The 19,033-nt window shown below is 73.8% G+C and carries 19 protein-coding genes; 13 read left to right on the plus strand and 6 right to left on the minus strand.

Annotated elements, in window-relative coordinates; translation table 11 throughout:
* Window positions 1-62 precede the first annotated feature (62 nt).
* Both DS079_RS04255 and DS079_RS04260 read left to right on the plus strand, forming a co-directional pair.
* Window positions 63-1,139: an NAD(P)-dependent alcohol dehydrogenase gene (locus DS079_RS04255; RefSeq protein ID WP_126985175.1), complete on the plus strand. Its 1,077-nt coding sequence runs from the start codon at window positions 63-65 to the stop codon at window positions 1,137-1,139.
* A complete protein-coding gene (locus DS079_RS04260) occupies window positions 1,136-2,047 on the plus strand; it encodes a GNAT family N-acetyltransferase (RefSeq protein WP_126985177.1) in 912 nt (303 codons plus the stop codon). Before DS079_RS04255 ends, DS079_RS04260 begins: the two co-directional genes overlap by 4 nt.
* A gap of 237 nt (window positions 2,048-2,284) precedes the next feature.
* Here the strand turns inward: DS079_RS04260 and rpmB are convergent, their stop codons facing one another.
* Window positions 2,285-2,482 (minus strand): 50S ribosomal protein L28, encoded by a 198-nt coding sequence (gene rpmB, locus DS079_RS04265; RefSeq protein ID WP_082358657.1) that lies wholly within the window; start codon window positions 2,480-2,482, stop codon window positions 2,285-2,287.
* A 260-nt stretch (window positions 2,483-2,742) separates the two neighbouring features.
* Here rpmB and DS079_RS04270 point away from each other — a divergent pair, with 260 nt between their 5' ends.
* From DS079_RS04270 to DS079_RS04285, 4 genes are all read left to right on the plus strand, one after another.
* Window positions 2,743-4,959, plus strand: coding sequence for an ATP-dependent DNA helicase RecG (locus DS079_RS04270; RefSeq protein ID WP_126985178.1), 2,217 nt, complete (start codon window positions 2,743-2,745; stop codon window positions 4,957-4,959).
* Window position 4,960: 1 nt separating this feature from the next.
* Window positions 4,961-5,578, plus strand: a complete 618-nt coding sequence (rsmD, locus tag DS079_RS04275; RefSeq protein WP_241237541.1) for a 16S rRNA (guanine(966)-N(2))-methyltransferase RsmD — start codon at window positions 4,961-4,963, stop codon at window positions 5,576-5,578.
* 651 nt (window positions 5,579-6,229) lie between these two features.
* The gene (locus tag DS079_RS04280; RefSeq protein ID WP_126985182.1) at window positions 6,230-7,741 is read left to right on the plus strand and encodes an HNH endonuclease signature motif containing protein; all 1,512 of its coding nucleotides are present in this window, start codon (window positions 6,230-6,232) and stop codon (window positions 7,739-7,741) included.
* 56 nt (window positions 7,742-7,797) lie between these two features.
* A complete protein-coding gene (locus DS079_RS04285) occupies window positions 7,798-8,313 on the plus strand; it encodes a GNAT family N-acetyltransferase (protein WP_271190680.1) in 516 nt (171 codons plus the stop codon).
* Window positions 8,314-8,317: 4 nt separating this feature from the next.
* Here the strand turns inward: DS079_RS04285 and DS079_RS04290 are convergent, their stop codons facing one another.
* The gene (locus DS079_RS04290) at window positions 8,318-8,725 is read right to left on the minus strand and encodes a VOC family protein (RefSeq protein ID WP_126985184.1); all 408 of its coding nucleotides are present in this window, start codon (window positions 8,723-8,725) and stop codon (window positions 8,318-8,320) included.
* 80 nt (window positions 8,726-8,805) lie between these two features.
* On the opposite strand from DS079_RS04290, the gene DS079_RS04295 reads away from it, so the two are divergent.
* The 7 genes from DS079_RS04295 (at window position 8,806) to DS079_RS04325 (ending at window position 13,513) form a co-directional block, all read left to right on the plus strand.
* Window positions 8,806-9,633: an AraC family transcriptional regulator gene (locus DS079_RS04295; RefSeq protein ID WP_126985186.1), complete on the plus strand. Its 828-nt coding sequence runs from the start codon at window positions 8,806-8,808 to the stop codon at window positions 9,631-9,633.
* Window positions 9,630-10,010: a DUF3224 domain-containing protein gene (locus tag DS079_RS04300; protein WP_010552236.1), complete on the plus strand. Its 381-nt coding sequence runs from the start codon at window positions 9,630-9,632 to the stop codon at window positions 10,008-10,010. The genes DS079_RS04295 and DS079_RS04300 overlap by 4 nt, the downstream gene beginning before the upstream one ends.
* Before the next feature lie 31 nt (window positions 10,011-10,041).
* Window positions 10,042-10,533: a pantetheine-phosphate adenylyltransferase gene (gene coaD / locus DS079_RS04305; RefSeq protein ID WP_126985188.1), complete on the plus strand. Its 492-nt coding sequence runs from the start codon at window positions 10,042-10,044 to the stop codon at window positions 10,531-10,533.
* A gap of 4 nt (window positions 10,534-10,537) precedes the next feature.
* Window positions 10,538-11,125 (plus strand): YceD family protein, encoded by a 588-nt coding sequence (locus DS079_RS04310; protein ID WP_126985190.1) that lies wholly within the window; start codon window positions 10,538-10,540, stop codon window positions 11,123-11,125.
* Window positions 11,125-11,877 carry a ribonuclease III gene (gene rnc / locus DS079_RS04315; RefSeq protein ID WP_010552233.1) on the plus strand — a complete coding sequence of 251 codons (753 nt, stop codon included), beginning with the start codon at window positions 11,125-11,127 and terminating at the stop codon, window positions 11,875-11,877. Before DS079_RS04310 ends, rnc begins: the two co-directional genes overlap by 1 nt.
* Window positions 11,878-11,881: 4 nt before the next feature.
* The gene (mutM, locus tag DS079_RS04320; protein WP_126985192.1) at window positions 11,882-12,820 is read left to right on the plus strand and encodes a bifunctional DNA-formamidopyrimidine glycosylase/DNA-(apurinic or apyrimidinic site) lyase; all 939 of its coding nucleotides are present in this window, start codon (window positions 11,882-11,884) and stop codon (window positions 12,818-12,820) included.
* Window positions 12,821-12,883: 63 nt separating this feature from the next.
* Window positions 12,884-13,513, plus strand: coding sequence for a response regulator transcription factor (locus tag DS079_RS04325; protein WP_126985194.1), 630 nt, complete (start codon window positions 12,884-12,886; stop codon window positions 13,511-13,513).
* 3 nt (window positions 13,514-13,516) lie between these two features.
* Here the strand turns inward: DS079_RS04325 and DS079_RS04330 are convergent, their stop codons facing one another.
* From DS079_RS04330 to cydB, 4 genes are read right to left on the minus strand one after another with little or no spacing between them, the layout of a single operon-like run.
* Entirely contained in the window at window positions 13,517-14,626 is a 1,110-nt protein-coding gene (locus DS079_RS04330) for a sensor histidine kinase (protein WP_126985196.1), read from the minus strand.
* The gene (gene cydC, locus DS079_RS04335) at window positions 14,623-16,272 is read right to left on the minus strand and encodes a thiol reductant ABC exporter subunit CydC (protein WP_126985198.1); all 1,650 of its coding nucleotides are present in this window, start codon (window positions 16,270-16,272) and stop codon (window positions 14,623-14,625) included. Before cydC ends, DS079_RS04330 begins: the two co-directional genes overlap by 4 nt.
* On the minus strand, window positions 16,269-17,951 hold the full coding sequence (gene cydD / locus DS079_RS04340) for a thiol reductant ABC exporter subunit CydD (protein ID WP_241237543.1): 1,683 nt from the start codon (window positions 17,949-17,951) through the stop codon (window positions 16,269-16,271). Before cydD ends, cydC begins: the two co-directional genes overlap by 4 nt.
* A complete protein-coding gene (gene cydB, locus DS079_RS04345) occupies window positions 17,948-19,030 on the minus strand; it encodes a cytochrome d ubiquinol oxidase subunit II (protein WP_206516134.1) in 1,083 nt (360 codons plus the stop codon). The genes cydD and cydB overlap by 4 nt, the downstream gene beginning before the upstream one ends.
* Window positions 19,031-19,033: the final 3 nt, after the last annotated feature.

Genomic DNA, 19,033 nt, shown 5'->3' on the forward strand with positions numbered 1-19,033 from the left:
GACTAGGCTGATCGGCGGCGCGACCGCGCCCGACCCGCACGCCACGGAGGAGCACCACCACCATGCCGATCACCGTCAAGGCCCTGCAGAAGACCGGCCCGGACCAGCCGTTCCGCGTCACCACGATCGAGCGCCGCGACCCCCGTCCGGACGACGTGGTCATCGACATCGAGGCCGCCGGCATCTGCCACAGCGACATCCACACCATCCGCAACGAGTGGGGCGAGGCGCACTTCCCGCTCACCGTCGGCCACGAGATCGCCGGCACCGTCGCCGCCGTCGGCAGCGACGTCACCGACTGGAAGGTCGGGGACCGCGTGGGCGTGGGCTGCATGGTGGACTCCTGCGGGACCTGCGAGGAGTGTCTCGCCGACCAGGAGCAGAACTGCCTGAACGGCAACGTCGGCACCTACAACGCGACCGACGTCGACGGCACGATCACCCAGGGCGGCTACGCGGAGAAGGTCGTCGTCAACGAGCGCTTCGTGCTGAGGATCCCGGACGAGATCCCCTTCGACCAGGCCGCCCCGCTGCTGTGCGCCGGCATCACCACCTACTCCCCGCTGCGCCGCTGGGGCGCCGGCGAGCAGGTCTCCGGCCGCGCCAAGCGCGTCGCCGTCCTCGGCCTCGGCGGGCTCGGCCACATGGGCGTGCAGATCGCCGCCGCCATGGGTGCCGAGGTCACCGTCCTCACCCGCACCCTGCGCAAGGAGGAGGACGCCCTCGCCCTCGGCGCGACGCGGGTCCTGGCGACCTCCGACGAGAACTTCTTCCGTGACCACCGCGGCGGGTTCGACCTGATCCTCAACACGATCAGCGCTGACATCCCCGTGGACCGCTACCTGCGCCTGCTCGCCCCGCGCGGCGTCATGGCCGTCGTCGGCCTCCCGCCGGAGAAGCAGGCGCTGAGCTTCGGCTCGCTGATCGGCGGCGGCAAGGTGCTCGCCGGCTCCAACATCGGCGGCATCGCCGAGACCCAGGAGATGCTCGACTTCTGCGCCGAGCACGGCATCGCCGCGAAGATCGAGACGATCTCGGTCGACGAGGCCGACGCGACCTACGAGCGCGTGGTCGCCGGCGACGTCCGCTTCCGCGCCGTCATCGACACCGCCACCTTCGCGGGCGCGACCGCCGAGTGAGCGATCCGGCGCGGCGGTTCCGTCCCGCCACCGAGGCCGACGTCACCCGCGACGGCCACCGCTTCAGCTGGCTGAAGCCGGACCGGTGGAGGGAGGGCTTCCGTGCCCTGGTGCTGGAGGCCGGCGGCGAGCTGGTCGGCGTGGGCCGCGTCGGCCCGAACCCGGCGCATCCTCTCCGTGATCTCGTCGAGATCGAGATCGCGGAGGGGCACCGGCGCTGCGGTCACGGCACAGCGCTGATGCAGGAACTTGGAAGTTACAGCGATAATCCACTGAGGGACAAGGTCGTGCCCGGCTTCGAGCGGGAACTCTTCCTGCGCTCTCTCGGCGCGGTGACCTACCTCGAGGTCCCGCTCCTGCGCCTCGAGCTCGCCGCGGAGCGCACCGCTCGCTGGTGCGCTGAGGCGCGGGAGGGGCGCGACGGCGCCGTCCGCGTCATCCCCTGGACCGGCCTGCCGCGCGACCAGCTGATCGACGCCCTCGTGGATCGCTACACCTGGCAGCACGCCAGCTGGTCGCCCACCGCGCCGCGCGAGACGATCCGTCCCGTCGTCGGCGAGGAGTTCTACGAGGGTGCCGTGCACGAGCACTCCTGGGCCGTGCTCCGCGACGGCCGGATCACCGCCCTCGCCGATCTCTACGACGAGCCCGTCGGCCCAGTCCGGGAAGGCTCCCTCGAAGCAGTCGACGCCGCCTCCCCGCACGCCCGCGGCGATGTCGCCCTCTGCCTCGCGGCCTGGCTCGAGGACCTCCGAGCCGCGGGCGTGGCGACTCTCGACCTCGACAACCACCCCACCGACCCGCACACCGCCCCGCTCCTCGCGCCCCTGCGCCGCGAGGCGGTCGACCCTGTGCATCTGGTCGAGATCCCGAACGCTCTCACCGCGCAGCTGCGCGACGTGCCCTGAGGCGACGCCGTGGACCACACCGCCGACTCCCCCCCACGCCTTCGCCCACGACCACTCCGAATGGTGGGCCGGCGCGTCGGGCGTCCACCGCACCGGGGAGGAGGAGCGCTGCGCCGCCCTGCTCGCCCAGGTCTCCGGCGTCGTGCGCTGAGCGGTCCTCACCCCGCCCCCGGACGCACGAGAGCCCCCACCCGATCGGGTGGGGGCTCTCGTGGAATTGAGTCCTTGCGGTCTCGCTCAGGCACCGAGCGTGCTGACCTTGCCTGCCTTGAGGCAGGAGGTGCACACGTTCACGCGCTTGCTGGTGCCGTTGATCACAGTGCGGACCGACTGGATGTTCGGGTTCCAGCGACGCGAGGTGCGGCGGTGCGAGTGGGACACGGCCTTGCCGAAGCGCGGGCTCTTGGCGCAGATGTCACACGTGGAAGCAGCCACTGTCGTCTCCTGGTACGTCGATGTTCTGATCGCGGTGCCCGCTCCAGCCCCCGCGCCGGAACGGCGGGGTCGGTGACCTGGGTGAGCACGGAGGTGCGAGCCCCCGGCGGTCAGGGCAACCACGGAATCATAGCCCAGATGCCCCGGCGTCTGAAGAGGAGGGCCCGTCCACAGTCCTGTGGAGTCCCTCACGATGTCGCAGGGCAATGGCACGATGGGCACCGCACCAGCACTCTACCGGGACGGAAGGGGTCGCCACGATGGCCAGGAGGACCTCCGCCACGCGCGGCTCCATGCCGCTGACGGAGCTGCTGGTCTCCAAGGAGTCCAAGGCGATGGCCTCCTTCGGCGTGCGCGATCTCGACGCCATGCTCCGCTTCGTCCCGCGCCGCTACGTCGAGCCCGCCCCGCTGCGCTCCCTGCGCGAGATCTCCGAGGGGCAGGAGGTCAGCGCCATCGTGCAGGTCGAGTCGTTCCGCTCGCGGCAGATGAGGTCCCGCTACGGCTTCATCGTCGAGGCCACCGTCTCCGACGGCTCCGACGAGCTGCCGCTGACCTTCTTCCTGCCCAAGCAGCACCACGTCGAGTGGTACGCGAAGCGCCTCCCTGTCGGCGCCACCATCGGCGTGCACGGCGCGGTGGGCCGGGACGACTACCGCGGCGGCCTCCAGCTCACCCATCCCGACTTCGAGACCGTCGAGGACACGGAGGAGGGCCGCGCCTGGGCGCAGCGCCCCCGCCCCGTCTACCCTCTGAAGCAGAACATCTCGCTCGCGACGATGCGCTCCGCGATGGAGAAGGGCCTCGAGTTCGCCGGCTCCGCCACCAGCGCCGTCCCCGCGGAGATCCTGCGCCGGCGGGGCCTGCCCGACCTCGCCGAGGCCGCCCGTCTCGTCCACACCCCGCTGACCATGGACGACACCCGCCGCGGCATGGCTCACCTCCGCTTCGAGGAGGCCTTCGTCCTCCAGGCGATCTTCGCCCAGCGCCGCGCCCAGGACGAGCGCACGCCCGCCCCGCAGCTGCGCGCCGAGGGCCCGCTCCAGCAGCTCTTCGACGAGCGTCTGCCCTTCTCCCTCACCGACGGCCAGCGCAAGATCGGTGACCTGCTCGCCGAGCGCATCGGCAACGGCCACCCCACCAGCGCCCTCCTCCAGGGCGACGTCGGCTCCGGCAAGACGGTCATCGCCCTGCGCGCCATGCTCCGCGCCGTCGACTCCGGCCATCAGGCGGTGATGCTCGCCCCCACCGAGGTGCTCGCCGAGCAGCACCACCGCACCGTGCTCGAGCTCCTCGGCGAGCTCGGCCGCGCCGGCCAGCTCGATGCCCCGCCCGAGGCGACCCGGGTGCGCCTGCTGACCGGCTCCCAGCGCACCTCCGCCCGCCGCGAGACCCTGCTCGACGTGACCTCCGGCCAGGCGGGGATCGTGGTCGGCACCCACGCCCTGCTCACCGAGGGCGTCGAGTTCGCCTCCCTCGGCCTCGTCGTCATCGACGAGCAGCACCGCTTCGGCGTCGATCACCGTCGGCGGCTGCGCGCCAAGGGCCCGCAGGGCATGAGTCCGCATGTCGTGGTCATGACCGCGACCCCGATCCCGCGCACCGCGGCGCTCGCGACCGTCGGCGACCTGGACGTGCTCACCCTCGCCGAGAGCCCCGGCCGCCGCGCCGGCGTCGAGAGCTTCGTGGTCCACGAGAAGCTCCCCGCCTGGGAGCAGCGCATGTGGCAGCGCGCCGGCGAGGAGATCCGCGCGGGCCGCCAGGTCTTCGTCGTCTGCGCCCGGATCGACGAGGACGAGGCCGACGACACCCCCGCGCAGCCCGTCCTCGACGAGAACGGAAAGGAGAAGACCCCCGCCCTCGACCCCGCCCGCGGCGTCGTCCAGGTCGCCGAGCGACTCGCCTCCCGCCCCGAGCTCGCCGGCGCCCGCATCGGCGTGCTCCACGGCCGGCTCAGCGGCGAGGAGAAGCAGCAGGTCATGGAGCAGATGGTGCGCGGCGAGCTGGACCTGCTCGTCTCCACCACCGTGATCGAGGTCGGGGTCGACATCCCCAACGCCTCGGTGATGATCGTGCTGGACGCGGAGCGCTTCGGCGTCTCCCAGCTGCACCAGCTGCGCGGCCGGGTGGGCCGCGGCGAGCATCCCGGCCTCGCCTTCTTCGACACCAGCGCGGTCGTGGACGAGGTGCACTCGCGGCATCTGCGCGCGATCGCCGAAGCGCCCGACGGCTTCGCGCTGGCCGAGCTCGACTTGCGCCGCCGCGGCGCCGGCGACCTGGTGGGGGAGGAGCAGTCCGGACTGCAGCGCACCCTGAAGCACCTGGACGTGCTGCGCGACGCCCGCTGGATCGAGGCCGCCCGCGAGGACGCCTTCTCCCTCGTCGCCGAGGACCCCGAGCTCGACGGCCACCCCGAACTGGCCGCCGCCGTCGCCGCGCGACTGCGCGATGCCGACCCCGACGTGGAGAGGAGCTGACATGCCGCGGATCATCTCCGGCGCTCTCGGAGGTCGCACCATCCCCGGCCCGCCCGGGAAGGGCACCCGCCCCACCTCGGACCGCGTGCGCGAGGCCCTGTTCAGCCGCCTCGACGGCTGGGGCGCGCTCGCGGGCGCTCGGGTGCTCGATCTGTACGCCGGCACCGGCGCGCTCGCCCTCGAGTCCCTCTCCCGCGGCGCCGCCCACGCGGTCCTCGTCGAGGTCCACGGGCCGACGGCCCGCCAGCTGCGCCGCACCGCCGCGGACCTCGGCCTCGCCGCCCAGGTGGACGTGCGCGCCGGGAAGGCCCGCGCCGTCGCCGCGGGCCTCGCCGGCCACGGCGCGACCCTCGTCTTCCTCGACCCGCCCTACGACGTCTCCACCGAGGAGCTCGAGCAGCTCCTCGTGACGCTCCGCCCCGCGCTCACCGACGATGCCCTGGTCGTCCTCGAGCGCTCCTCCCGCAGCCGCCCCCTCGAGTGGCCCGACGGCTGGGCCGGCGACGGCACGAAGTCCTACGGCGAGACCGTGCTGCAGTTCGGAGGGCCGCTGGTCGAGGACGAGAGTGCGGGCGACGAGGACGAGCCCGCGGCGGACGGCGCTCCCGCCGCGGACTGACCGCCGCCCCGTCGGGATCGCGACGCTCGCGTCTCCCGCGGCCCCGCATCATGCCCGCAGTCGCCTCGGCTCTCGTCGGCCGCGCCTCGAGGCGCACCTGCACTCTGTCCACATCGATCTGCCCGCAACCCTCAGTCCGGCAGAGCTCCATCCACAATTCAGGACCACGCCTTGCGTTCGTCGCGCATTTGTGTATTACGACGACGGTCAAGAATGTTCCTGGTGGGGCGTGTGAGATGTCGTGAGGCTGGCTCCTGGTTGTGCGCCTGGTGTTCGCGCGTCACGCACGACGAGCCGCGACCTGTGCAGGTGACCCACGAGTATCCACACGATGTGGAATGGCTGTGCATTTCCGCGCAATGTTTCCTCCCCACGTCCCGGTTATCCACAAATTCGGGCGAGATGGCGGCGCCTCTGGAGAATGTCGGATATCAGTCGTAGAATGAGGAGCACGGAGCGGTCGACGAAGAACGCTCATCAAGACGCGGGGGAGGAAGAGCGATGGGAGACGAGCCACGCCTCGATGTGCCGCCGCGCCCCGCATCTGCCCGCCCCGCATCTGCCCGCCCCGACGACCCTGTTGCCTCCATCCCTGCCGCCTCCGTCCGCCCGGGCGAGCCGCCGCGTCGCCCCGTGCGGGCCCGCCGGCCCTTGACACCGCAGTCCCTCGTCGAGCGCGCCGACGTCGCACCCCGCACCGCCGAGGCAGAGACGGTGCTGCGCATCTACCGCCGGCGCCGCGAGCAGCAGGCCGCCTTCTACGTCGCCGAGATGCAGGACCTCGCCTCCCTCTGGACCGAGGAGGACGAGGACGACGACAAGGCCCTGCACGCCCTCGCCGCCGCAGCGGGCCTGCGCACGAAGCTCGGCCGGGGCGAGGTGCGGCTGCGCGACGCGCACGTCGCCGTCACCGACCTGCCCGCCTGCTTCGCCCGTGTCGGCGCCGGGGAGCTGCCGGTGGACTGGTTCGAGTGGCTGCTGCGCAGCGTGCTGCGCCTGACCTTCCACCAGCGTCGCCAGGTCGACGAACGGGTCGCAGCCTGGCAGCTCGACGCGATCGACGTCGAGCGCTTCTACCGCGAGCTGCGTCTGCTGATCGACTGGTTCGGCCGCGCCGCCTTGCAGGAGACGCCCCGCGAGCAGCGCGCCGTCCACCTCACCCCCTCCCCGGACGGCGACGGCACCGGCTGCCTCACCGTCGTCGGCCCGATCCCCGAGCTCCTCGCGCTCGGCCGCCGTCTCGACTCCGCCGCCCGCGCCGTCCAGGACGCTCAGCGCCAGGCGCTCGAGACCGGAGCGCCGATCCCCTTCGACCTCGACGGCGACGTCGCCCGCGAGGGCCGGCCCATGCCGCTTCCCGCGCTGCGCTACGCGGTGATGACCCGCTCCCCGCTCGCGACCGGCGGCATCGAGGTGCCCGAGCCCGCCTTCCGCATCTCCGTCGTCGTGCCCGTGCTGACCCTGCTGGGACGCTCGCATGCGCCCGCGACGCTCGACGGCACGATCCCGATCCCCGCGCGCATGGCCCGCGAGCTCGCCGCGAAGGCGCCGGCCTTCGAACGCGTCCTCGCCGACCCGGCCAGGGGCGGCTACGCCCCCGCCGCCTCGAGGACCTACCGGGTCAGCCGCGCGATGGCCGAGAACCTGCGCCTCATCGACCCCGTCTGCGCCGTCCCCGGCTGCGACTGCAACGTCATGACCGTCGGCGAGAGCGACCACATCGAGGAGTTCGACCTCGAGCACCCCGCCCGCGGCGGCCCCACCACGATCGAGAACCTGCACCGCCTCTGCCGCCGCCACCACCGCATGAAGACCGCGGGCCTCCTCGACCCGGTCCGGGACGAGACCACCGGCGTGACCCGGTGGAGGATCGGCGAGCTCGCCGTCTGCGACTCCAGGCCCGACGGCGACCTCGTCACCCGCGAGCTCGGCCAGCAGCTCCGCCGCGCCTGGGAGCAGTACGAGGCCGATCTCGAGTTCGAGGCGATCCTGCACAGCGGCGCGCTCGACGAATCGCCGCAGGAGCGACTCGACGCGATCGAGGAGCAGCGCTGGGGCGAGCACCTCCTGGAGTACTGGTCCCGGCCCGACGCCGGCGACGCCGACGACCCCGGTCCGCCCGGCCTCGACCCCCGCGACGGCTGCGGCCCACCGCCCTTCTGACACCGCTGGTCCGGCCGTCCACCCTCGACGAGCTCGGCTGGCCGCTGCACACCGACCTGCTCACCCTCCGGCGCGGCCGCAGCGAGGACGCCGAGGCGGTGTGGCCCTGGTACCGCCTGCCCGAGGTGCAGGAGTGGACCACCACCCTCAGCCCCACCCTCGCCGACCATCAGGAGTGGTGGGACCGCACCCTCGACACCTGCGTCGTCGGCCTCCAGGACGGCCGGATCGTCGCCGCCGGGAAGATCGAACGGCAGGATGCCTGGTCCCAGGCCGACATGCGCGAGCAGGCCGCCGGCCAGCAGGCCGAGATCGGCTGGGTGCTCGACCCGGCCGTGCAGGGCCGCGGACTCGGCACCGCCTTCGCCGCCGCGCTGCGCGACGTCGCCGTGGACGGGCTCGGCGTGCGCCGCGTCGAGGCATCCTGCTTCGCCGAGAACCTCGCCTCCCGCCGCGTCATGGAGAAGATCGGCATGCGCCTCGAGGGAACCTTCCGCGAGGAGTCCCTCCACCGCAGCGGACGCTGGCTCGACGGGATGAGCTACGCCCAGCTCGCGAGCGAGGTGCGCTGACCGCTCAGCCCCAGTTCGCGGCGTCGGTCAGGCAGAACGGGTGCCCCGCCGGATCGCGCAGCACGATCCACGTCGACCCCGGTTGCTCCTCCACCCGCTCCGCACCGAGCTCCACGCAGCGCGCCGCCGCGGCCTCCAGGTCCTCGACCGCGAGATCGAAGTGGTACTGCTTCGCGCCGCTGTCCGGCCAGGACGGCGGCCGATGGTCCGGCACCGCGCCGATGCCGAGCGCATGCGAAGGGCCGGCGAGCATCGCGTACTCCTTCTCGAGGTGCACGATCGGCCAGCCGAGCACCTCCGACCAGAACCGCGCCAGCGGCTCGGTCTCGAGCGCATCGAGGGTGATCATCGCCAGGCGCGCGACGGCGGCCTGCGAGCGGTCGGGGGCGGAGTCAGAGTGCGTCGTCGTCATGCCTGCCACACTGCCCCATGGCGTCGGATGGCGATAGGACGAACGCGACGGGACCGGCCGACGCGCGATCCCACCCGCACATGTACGGCCATGTGCTGCGTCCCGAGGAGTTCCTGCGCCGTGCCCGCTACGACCACGCCCTGCCCGCCCCGGCCCTGCGCCGCTGGGTGGACCGCTACTGGTCCGTGAGCTGGGACCTCGAACCCGGAGAGGTCCACCGCGCCGCGACCCTCGACGAGCCCGCGATCCACCTGACCCGCGAATGGGGCGGCGTCCGGCGCGCGGGGGCCGACGGCGGCGGCACCTGGGTCACGGGCCCCGTCACCCGGGGCCGCTTCGACGTCGCCCAGACCGGCGCCGGGGGAGTGGTCGGCATCCGCTTCCGGCTCGGCGGCACGCGGGCGTTCACGCGCGGCGAGCCGGCGGCGGCGCGGGATCGGTCGCTCCCGGCCGCGGAGTGGTTCGGGGCGGGGATGCCGGGGAGCGTCGGCGCAGGCGGCGCGGCGACCGCGACCGAGGCGGCGCCGCTGCTCGACGACTGGCTGTGCGCGCTGGAGCCGGCCGACGCCCCGGGCTTCGAGGATCTCCGCGAGGTGCTGGACGTCCTGGCCGACCCGGCAGTCACCTCCGTCGCGGAGCTCGAGCGGCGCACCGCCCGCTCTGCTCGCACCCTCCAGCGCCTCTTCCGCCACCACCTCGGCGTCGGCCCCAAGCGGATCCTGCTGCGCGCCCGCGTGCAGGACGCGATCGCCGCGATCGACCGCGGCGACTCCCGCCCCCTCCCGGACCTCGCCCACGACCTCGGCTGGTTCGATCAGTCCCACTTCATCCGCGACGTCCGCGCGGTGACGGGCATGACGCCTTCGTCCTACGCCCGCCGCGCCGGCGGCGACATACTGGAGCCATGACCAGCCACACCGCCTCCTTCACCGTGCAGATGGCCCCGGGCGCCCCGATCGACGGCGCCGCCGACCGCTTCTCCCTGACCAAGACCTGGACCGGCGAGGCCGAGGGCACCTCCCGCGGCACCATGCTCACCGCCGGCGACCCCGAGACCGGCAGCGCCGGCTACATCGCCAGCGAGCTCTTCGAGGGCAGCCTCGGCGGACGCACCGGCACCCTCGCTCTCCAGCAGCTCGGCACCATGACGGGCGGCGCGCCTGCCCTGCAGTACGTGATCGTCCCCGGCTCCGGCACCGGCGACCTCGCCGGCACCACCGGCACCCTCGAGATCGGCGAGATCCACGACGACGGCCGCCACGAGGTGCGCTTCACGCTGGGCTGAGCCGTTCCCCGCCCGCACTAGAGTGAACGCCATGACCACCGTCGTCCTGCCCGGCTCCTTCGACCCCTTCACCCTGGGCCACCTCGACCTCACACGGCGCGCGACGGCCCTCGGCCACCACGTGATCGTCGCCGTCTCCCACAACCCCTCCAAGAAGGGGCTGCTGGACCTCGAGCAGCGCACCGGAGCGATCCGCGCCGCTCTCGCCGACGAGGGCCTCGCCGAGCAGACCGAGGTGCGGACCCTGCCCCGCGGCCTGCTCGTCGACTTCTGCCGCGAGGTCGGAGCGGGCGCCGTCGTGCGCGGGCTGCGCTCCCAGCTCGACCTCTCCTACGAGGAGCCGATGGCGCGGATGAACCACCACCTCGCCGGGACCGACACCGTCTTCCTCCTCACCGACCAGTCCCTCGCCCACATCTCCTCCTCCCTCGTCCGCGAGGTGCACGCCCTCGGCGGTGACGTCTCCGACATGCTCCCCGCCGCCTCGCTGGAGGCGCTCCGCACCGCCTCTGACCTACGCTGAGCAGATGACCACCGACGCCACCCCCACCTCGCCGCTCGACGACGCCCTGCGCTTCGACGCCGTCGACCTCGTCGGCCGCACCGGCACGCACCGCCGCGTCGAGCACACCGTCCCCGCCCCGGCCCGCGAGGCCGGCGGCCTCGCCATGCAGGTCGCCGAGGGCGACCCCATCGCGATCGAGCTCGAGCTCGAATCCGTGGTCGAGGGCATCTACGCCCACGGCACCGTCACCGCCCACCTCGAGGGCGAGTGCTCGCGCTGCCTCGACCCCGTCGACCAGGACATCGCCACCCGCTTCGACGAGCTGTTCCTCTACCCCGAGAAGGTCAAGGCCGAGGAGCGCGAGGACTCCGTCCTGCTCGTCGACGACGAGGTGCGCCTCGGCCCCGTGGTGCGCGACGCCCTCGCGATGGAGGCCGACGAGCGACCCCTGTGCCGCGAGGACTGCCCGGGCCTGTGCGCCCAGTGCGGCTTCCGCATGGAGGACGACCCCGACCACCACCACGAGGTCATCGACGAGCGCTTCGCCGCGCTGAAGGGCCTGTTCGACGAGGACCCGAAGGACGACGACGCGCAGGACGGGAAGGCCTGATGGCGCGCAGGCGCCGCGCCGCCGAGGCCGCCGCCCCGCAGGGCCTGCTGGACACGCTGCCGCTGGACGCCGGGCAGGCCGCGGACCTCACGGACTCCGGGCTGCTCGATCTCGCGCTCACGCACCGCTCCTACTCCTACGAGCACGACGGCCTCCCGCACAACGAGCGGCTCGAGTTCCTCGGCGATGCCGTGCTGCAGCTCGCCGTCACCGAGCACCTCTACGCCGCCCACCCCACGCTGCCCGAGGGCGACCTGGCCCGGCGCCGCGCCGCGACCGTCTCGACCCGGGCGCTCGCCGTGATCGCCTCCCGCCTCGACCTCGGCGCCTACGTGCGCCTGGGCCGCGGGGAGGACCTCACCGGCGGCCGTGCCAAGGCCTCGATCCTCGCCGACACCACCGAGGCCGTGATCGGCGCGGTCCACCTCGCGCTCGGCCAGGACGTCTCGCGCCGCTTCGTGCTGGACCTGCTCAGCCCGATGCTCGACTCCGACGAGTTCCTCGAGGCGGGCTACGACTTCAAGTCCCGCCTGCAGGAGATCGCCGCCGCGGAGGGCAAGGACGTGGTCTACGCGCTCACGGAGTCGGGCCTCGAGCACCAGAAGACCTTCACCGCGACCGTCACCGTCGAGGGGGTCGTCACCGCCCGCGGCGACGGCGCCTCGAAGAAGGACGCCGAGCTCGCCGCCGCCCAGAACGCGGTGCGGGGCGTCCTCGCCGAGCGCGGCGAGTCCCTCATCCCCAGGGGCTGACCCGATGCCCGAGCTGCCCGAGGTCGAGGTGGTGCGGCGCGGCCTCGAGCCCCGCACCGTCGGCCGCACCATCACCGCGCTCGAGGTGCTCGAGCCCCGCTCCCTGCGCCGCCAGGCCGGGGGAGAGGACCGCCTGCGCGCGGCCCTCGTCGGCTCCCGGCTCACCGCCGTGGTGCGGCGCGGAAAGTTCCTGTGGTGGCGCCTCGCGGAGCCGGGCGGGGCCGAGGCCGGGGAGGCGCTGATGGCGCACCTCGGCATGAGCGGGCAGCTGCGGATGAGCACGCCCGGCGCGACGACCGAGCCGTCGGTGGAGCTGTCCGAGGGCCCGGCCTCCGACCCGATGCGGCACCGCCGCGTCAGCCTGCACCTGGACGACGGGGCGCGGCTCGACTTCGTCGACCAGCGGATCTTCGGCGGGCTGTGGACGAGTCCGCTCCTCGAGGCGGAGGGCGGGGTCCTCGCCGGCGTGGGCAGCCCCGACGCCCTGCTGCCGGAGGACGCCTCGCACATCGCGCGCGACCTGCTTGATCCGGCCGCGGACCTGTCCGGGATCGCCCGGGCGCTGCGCTCCCGGCGCAGCGCCGTGAAGTCGCTGCTGCTGAACCAGGAGATCGTCTCCGGGATCGGGAACATCTACGCCGACGAGGCGCTGTGGGCGGCGCGGATCCGGTACGACACCCCGGGCGCGGCTCTCGGCCCCCGTCAGGCGCCGGCGCTGCTGCGCGCCGCCCGCGACGTGATGGAGCGGGCGCTCGAGGTGGGAGGGACGAGCTTCGACGCGCTGTACGTGAACGTCGACGGGCGCAGCGGGTACTTCGCCCGGAGCTTGAACGCGTACGGCAAGGAGGGCGAGCCGTGCCCGCGCTGCGGCACCGTGATGCGGCGCGTGATGCACGCGAACCGCTCCTCGCACTTCTGCCCGAGGTGCCAGCGGAGACGCTGAGACCCGCGTCGTCCCCGGTGCGATAGATTTCGACGTGCCCGCCGAGATGAGGAAGGACGCCACGTGACAGCGACCCAGCAGGACGGCCCGATCCGCGTGATGCTCGTCGACGACCACGAGGTGGTCCGCCGCGGCATCGTCACCGCGATCGACGCGAGCCCCGCCCTCACCGTGATCGGCGAGGCGTCCTCCGTCGCCGAGGCGACCCGGCGCCTCCCCGCCATCCGCCCCCAGGTGCTGCTGGTCGACCTCCAGCTGCCCGACGGCACCGGCATCGACGTCATGAAGGTCGCTCGCGAGCTCGACCCCGAGCAGAGGATGCTGGTGCTGACCAGCTTCGACGACGACGCGGCGCTGCGCGAGTCGCGCGCCGCGGGCGCCGCGGGCCTGATGCTGAAGTCCGCCCGCTCCCAGGAGATCGTCGAGGCGATCCAGGCCGTGCACGCCGGTCGCCCCGTCTGGCCCGCCGATCGCGTCGAGGACGGTCCGGACCTGTCCGAGTCCGATCAGCGGATCGTCGAGCTGATCGGCGACGGGCACTCCAACCGCGAGATCGCGGGCGCCCTCGGCATCGCGGAGAAGACGGTGAAGAACCGCGTCACCGTCATCCTGCAGACCCTCGGCATGCAGCGACGCACCCAGGTCGCGGCGATGGTCGCGGCCCGCCGCCGGGCGGGATGGAAGACGCAGTAGGCGTCACGCCACCGGCAGCGTCACCCGCCACGAGATCATCGTGCCCGGCTCGAGGGTGATCGCGTCCACCCAGCCCGAATGGCGCCGGGCCCGCGAGGACATGTTCGCGAGCCCCGAGCGGCGCCGCACCGTCGGGTCGATCCCGCGGCCGTTGTCCGAGACGTTCACCTGCACCACCCGGTCCACGCCCTCGGAGAACACGCTCACGGAGACCGCGACCGCGGTGGCATGCGCGTGACGGGCGGCGTTGGCGAGGCACTCCCGCACCACCGCGACCACGTCGTCGGCGATCTCCGGCGGCAGCTCAGCGTCCATCTCCGCGGGATGCGGGGGCAGGCGCAGCGAGGGCACGAACCCGAGGCCGGCGGTCGCGAGCCCCACCTCGCGGCGCAGCTGCTCGGTGAGCGTCGCCTCCGCCCGCTCCCGGCGCAGGGACTGCACGATCAGCCGGATCTGCGCGACCGCGTTCTCGACCCCCTGCACGGAGACCGCGACCGAGGAGCGGATCCGCGCCTTCGACGGGGTCACGTCCGGGGAGCCGAGGGAGTCCACCAGCCCTTCGAGCTCCATGCCCACCGCGAACAGCTCCTGGATCGCGAGATCGTGCAGATCGCGCGCGATCCGTCCGCGCTCGTCGTCGATCTCGGAGTCGGCCTGCAGGGTCGGGACGCGCAGGGTGAGGCCGACGAGCCCCGCGAGCGCGTCGAGCCGCTCCCGGTCCGCGGCGCTGAACTCCTCAGAGCCCTCCGGGCGCAGCACCCCGAGCAGCCCGGTGCCGTGCTCGGCCGCATCGATCACGGCGAGCATCGCGCGGCAGCTCTCCGCGCCGACGGCGAAGGTCTCGATCCGCTCGAGCGCATCGGCGTCGGCGTGCTCGAGCGCCACCCCGATCGGATGCGCGGAGGGCACCTGCTCGCCGAGCAGGGAGGGGGCGTCGGGCCCGTCGACCATCTCGATCGCCCACGCCTCGCGGTCCAGGGGCATCACGAGCACGGCGCTGCGGGCGCGGAGATCGGTGCGGGCCGAGCGGAGCATCAGGTCCAGGAGGTCCTCGGTCTCCCCGCCGGCGAGGACGGCGCCGGCGAGGTCCTGGATGCGGGGGCGGTCTCTCATCGGGGCTCTCCGATCCTGAGGACGGGCGTGTCGGCGGGGACCGCCTCGGGGCGATGGGTGACGACGACGACCGTGGACGAGGCCGGGACGAGGGACTCGTCGCCCGGGGTGAGCAGCGCCGCGAGCAGGGCGTCGCCGCGGGCGGTGTCCAGGTGCTCGGTCGGCTCGTCCAGCAGCAGCACCGGTCCGCGACGCACCACGGCGCGGGCCAGCAGCAGGCGGCGCCGCTCGCCGCCGGAGACCGTGGTCCCGTCGGGGCCGAGCATCGTCTCGAGCCCATGGGGGAGGGTCGCGAGCCAGTCGTCGAGGCCGACGGCGGCGAGCGCCGCGAGGGCCTCGTCGTCGGAGAGGTCCCTGCGCACCACGCGCAGGTTCTCCCGCAGCGTGGTCGCGAAGACGTGCCCGTCCTCGGCGAACATCGTCACCGCCTCGCGGAGCGAGGCGGCATCGCTCGAGACCTCGCCGCCCAGCGGGGCGAGGAGCCCGGCGAGGGTCGCCAGCAGTGTCGACTTCCCGCTGCCGGAGGGGCCGACGACCGCGAGGCGGGAGCCGGGGGCGAGGTCGAGGTCCAGGCCGCGGACGCACGGCGCGTCGGGGGACCAGCCGGCCGTGAGGTCGCGGGCGGTCAGGCTCGCCGTGGCGGGACGCTCGGCGGGGACCGGGGCGGAGCCGTCGCCCCCGCCGCCCTCGCCGATCAGCGCGTCGAGGCGCTCCGCGGCGGCGCGGGAGCGGGCGTGCTGGGTCGCCGCGGCGGGCAGGGCGGTCGCCGCCTCGAAGGAGGACAGGGGCAGCAGGAGCAGGATCCCGATCTGCCCGGCGGAGAGGTCCCCGGCGGTCCAGGCGGCGCCCGCGGCCAGCAGTGATCCGGTCACCGCGAGGACCATGCTCGCGGGCACCGCGGCGGCCGCGAACGCGGCGGGGCGGGCGGCCCGGTCGATCGCGGCGTCGTGCGCGGACTGCGCGGCGGCGAGGCGGGCGAGGGCCCCGTCGAGCCGGCCGTCGACCCGCAGCGAGGTCGCGTCGTCGAGGATCTCCAGGGAGTGGGAGGTGACGTCGCCGCGGGTGGTGAGCAGGGCCTGCTCAGTGAGCGCGGCGGCGCGGTGCGCGAAGTACGGCGCGGCCACCGCCGCCAGCAGCAGCGAGGCCGCCATCGCGGCCGTCGCGGGCAGGGACAGCGGTGCGAAGGTCGCCAGCACCACGACGAGCATCACGGCCGCGACCAGGGCGGGCACGATCGCCTTGATGACGTGGTCGCCGAGCTCCTGCGCGTCATCGCCCAGCCGGGAGAGCAGCTCGCCGCGCCGCAGCCGCGTCAGGGCGTCGTCGGTGCGGGAGGCGAGCGCCGTGAACAGCGAGGTGCGCAGCGAGACCACGCCCCGCAGCGCCACGTCGTGGGTGAGCATCCGCTCCAGCCAGCGGAACACGCCGCGGGAGACGCCGAGGGCGCGCACCATCACCACGGCGACGGTCAGGTCGAGCACCGGCGGCATGGTCCAGGCGCGCGTGACGAGATAGGCGGAGACCGCGGCGAGCGCGAAGGCGGAGCCGAGGGTCGCGACCGCGGCGAGGACCGCGGCGAGGAGCCGCGCGGGCGGGATCGCGAGGGCGCGCTCGGCGCGGCGCAGCGGGGCGGCCTGGGCGGTCATGCGGAGACCTCCGCTCGCGAGTCGACGGAGACGATGTCGTCGGCCGCCTCGACGAGGCGGGAGCGGTGGGCGACGACGAGCACGGTGCGGCCCTGGGCGCGCAGCTCGCCCAGCAGGTCCAGCACGATCTGCTCGGCGGCGCCGTCGAGATGGGCGGTCGGCTCGTCGAGCACGACCAGCGGGGCGGGGGAGAGCAGGGCGCGGGCCAGCGCCAGGCGCTGCCGCTCGCCGAGGGAGAGTCCCTGCCCGCGGCGGCCCAGGTCCGCGTCGAGGCCGCGGTGCGCGATGACGGCGTCGAGGCCGACGGCGGCCGCGGCGGCCCTGAGCTCGTCGTCGTCCGCGTCCGGGCGGGCGCCGGCGAGGACCTCGCGCAGGGTGCCGGGCGGGAGCACGGGCCGCTGGGGGAGCAGCGCGATCTGGTCCCAGAGGCTGCGGCGCTCCAGCTCGCGCACGTCGGTCACGGTGCCGTCGGCGGCGATCACCTCGGCGCGGCCCTGCTCGGACTCCAGCAGGCCCAGCAGCACCTGCACGGCGGTGGTCTTCCCGGCTCCGGAGGGGCCGGTCAGCGCGGTGATGCGGCCGGGGTGGACCTCGAGCTCGGCCGCGTGCGGGGCGAGCCCGTCGCGCGAGGCGACGCTCACGCCGCGCAGGGCGAGGGTCGCGCCGGCGAGGTCGGGGGAGGGGCGGGTCCCGTCGGCCGGGGCGTGCTCGTCGAGCACCTCGAAGGCCGCGCCGACCGCGGCGAGGCCGTCGGTGGAGGAGTGGTACTGGGAGCCGACATTGCGCAGCGGCTGGTACACCTCGGGGGCGAGGACCAGCACCGCGAGCGCCGGGGCGAGGTCCATCTCCCCGTAGACGAGCCGCATGCCGATCGAGACGGCGACCAGCGCCACGCACAGGGTCGCGAGCAGCTCGAGCACCATCGAGGAGAGGAAGGCGAACTTCAGCGAGCCCATGGCGGAGGAGCGGTGACGGTCGCCGAGGGTCTCCACCACCCGCTCCGGGCCGCGCTCGCGGCCGAGGGCGCGCAGGGTGGGCAGGCCCTCGACGAGGTCCAGCAGCTGGGACCACAGGGAGCGCATGTCCGCCAGCAGCCTCTCGGAGCGGCCCACGGTCATCTTCCCCACCAGGATCATGAACAGCGGCACGAGCGGTAGGGTGACCAGGGCGATCACGGCGCTGAGCGGATCGAGCAGCGCGATCGTCAGCAGGCACAGCGGGGTGACCGTCGCCGAGAGCATCAGCTGGGGGACGTAGCCCACCAGATAGGGGCGCAGCTTCTCCAGCCCCGTCGTCGCCAGCGCCGTCACGTCCGCGCCGCGGCCGGCCCCGGCCCGCGGGCCGAGCCGGGCGGCGTGGGCGAGGACCCGGGCGCGCAGGTCGCTGATCGCGGCGGTCGCGGCGCGGTGCGCGGTCGCCTCCTCGACCAGCACCGCCCCCGCCCGCACGGCGAGCGCGAGGACCAGCAGGGCGAGCATCCCCGGGGCGTCCGCGGGGACGTCCCGCTCGACGAGCAGCCGCGCGCCGAGGTGCGCGATCACCAGCGCCGTGACGATCACGGACGCGGCCTGGACGAGCCCGAGGACCACGGTCCGCGCGACATGGGCGCGCGCGGCGCGCACCTCCCGGACCAGTCGGGGGTCCAGAGGTGCTCGCCGCACGCGCGTGGGGGTGCTCACTCCTGGCCGAACGCTTCCCGGTAGCCCGCCCGCGCCTTCTCGACGAGGCCCTCGCCGGGGGCGGGGGAGTCCTCGTCGGTGATCCGATGGCGGAAGACCCGGTAGGTCCAGATCGTGTACGCGATGACGATCGGCAGCAGGATCGCGAGGGCGATCAGCATCACCGTCAGCGTGTGCTCGGTCGAGGAGGCGTTCGCGACGGTGAGCGAGTTCGCCGGGTCGTTCGAGGCCGGCATGACGTACGGGAACAGGCCGCCGAACAGGGTGATCGTCGCCGCGGCGATCGCGGTGGTGGTCGCTCCGAAGGCGAGGCCCTCACGACGGGCACGGCCCAGCGGCACCACCGCGACCAGCGCCGCCGCCGCGATCGCGAGCGGGATCAGGGTCCACGGCGTGTTCGAGTGCGCGAGCTGGAACCACAGCAGGTAGGCGGCGCCGGCCACGATCGTCGGCCACACGAGCCGGCTCGCGAGGCGGTGGGCGTCCTGGCGCAGCGGGCCCTCGATCTTCAGGGTCAGGTACAGGGTGCCGTGCAGCCAGAACAGCAGCACGAACACGAGCCCGCCCAGCAGCGCGAAGGGGTTCAGCAGACCCAGCAGCGAGGTGGTCACCCAGTGGTTCTGGTCGATCGCGACGCCGGCGACGATGTTCGAGAAGGCCACGCCCCACAGCAGGGCCGGTGCGAAGCCGCCGATCACGTGCACCACGTCCCAGGAGGTGCGCCAGCGGTCGTCCTCGTGCTTCTCGCGCCACTTGAAGGCGCACACCCGCACGATCAGCACCAGCAGCAGGAGCAGCAGGGCGAGGTAGAAGCCCGAGAACAGGGTGGCGTACCACTCGGGGAAGGCCGCGAAGAGCAGCGCGCCGCCGGTGATCACCCACACCTCGTTGCCGTCCCAGACGGGGCCGATCGTGCGCAGGATCGTGCCGCGGGTGCCGGGGCCGCGGCGCCAGAAGGCGGCCACGTTCATCTGCACGCCGAAGTCGAAGCCCTCGAGCACGAAGTAGCCCAGGAAGAAGAAGCCGATCAGCGCGAACCAGAGGGTCTGCAGGACCGTGGGGTCGAGCATGGTGTCCATGAG

The organism is Brachybacterium paraconglomeratum, assembly GCF_003994255.1.
Taxonomy (GTDB): domain Bacteria; phylum Actinomycetota; class Actinomycetes; order Actinomycetales; family Dermabacteraceae; genus Brachybacterium; species Brachybacterium conglomeratum.

What these genes read in the sequence shown, in the direction of transcription:
- DS079_RS04270 (WP_126985178.1), top strand. Translation starts at nt 2,743, where the DNA reads ATGGCCAGGAGGACCTCCGCCACGCGCGGCTCCATGCCGCTGACGGAG.
- rnc (WP_010552233.1), top strand. Translation starts at nt 11,125, where the DNA reads ATGGCGCGCAGGCGCCGCGCCGCCGAGGCCGCCGCCCCGCAGGGCCTG.
- cydC (WP_126985198.1), bottom strand. Translation starts at nt 16,272, where the DNA reads ATGACCGCCCAGGCCGCCCCGCTGCGCCGCGCCGAGCGCGCCCTCGCG.
- DS079_RS04290 (WP_126985184.1), bottom strand. Translation starts at nt 8,725, where the DNA reads ATGACGACGACGCACTCTGACTCCGCCCCCGACCGCTCGCAGGCCGCC.
- mutM (WP_126985192.1), top strand. Translation starts at nt 11,882, where the DNA reads ATGCCCGAGCTGCCCGAGGTCGAGGTGGTGCGGCGCGGCCTCGAGCCC.
- DS079_RS04310 (WP_126985190.1), top strand. Translation starts at nt 10,538, where the DNA reads ATGACCACCGACGCCACCCCCACCTCGCCGCTCGACGACGCCCTGCGC.
- DS079_RS04295 (WP_126985186.1), top strand. Translation starts at nt 8,806, where the DNA reads ATGTACGGCCATGTGCTGCGTCCCGAGGAGTTCCTGCGCCGTGCCCGC.
- DS079_RS04255 (WP_126985175.1), top strand. Translation starts at nt 63, where the DNA reads ATGCCGATCACCGTCAAGGCCCTGCAGAAGACCGGCCCGGACCAGCCG.
- DS079_RS04300 (WP_010552236.1), top strand. Translation starts at nt 9,630, where the DNA reads ATGACCAGCCACACCGCCTCCTTCACCGTGCAGATGGCCCCGGGCGCC.
- rsmD (WP_241237541.1), top strand. Translation starts at nt 4,961, where the DNA reads ATGCCGCGGATCATCTCCGGCGCTCTCGGAGGTCGCACCATCCCCGGC.
- coaD (WP_126985188.1), top strand. Translation starts at nt 10,042, where the DNA reads ATGACCACCGTCGTCCTGCCCGGCTCCTTCGACCCCTTCACCCTGGGC.
- DS079_RS04330 (WP_126985196.1), bottom strand. Translation starts at nt 14,626, where the DNA reads ATGAGAGACCGCCCCCGCATCCAGGACCTCGCCGGCGCCGTCCTCGCC.
- cydB (WP_206516134.1), bottom strand. Translation starts at nt 19,030, where the DNA reads ATGGACACCATGCTCGACCCCACGGTCCTGCAGACCCTCTGGTTCGCG.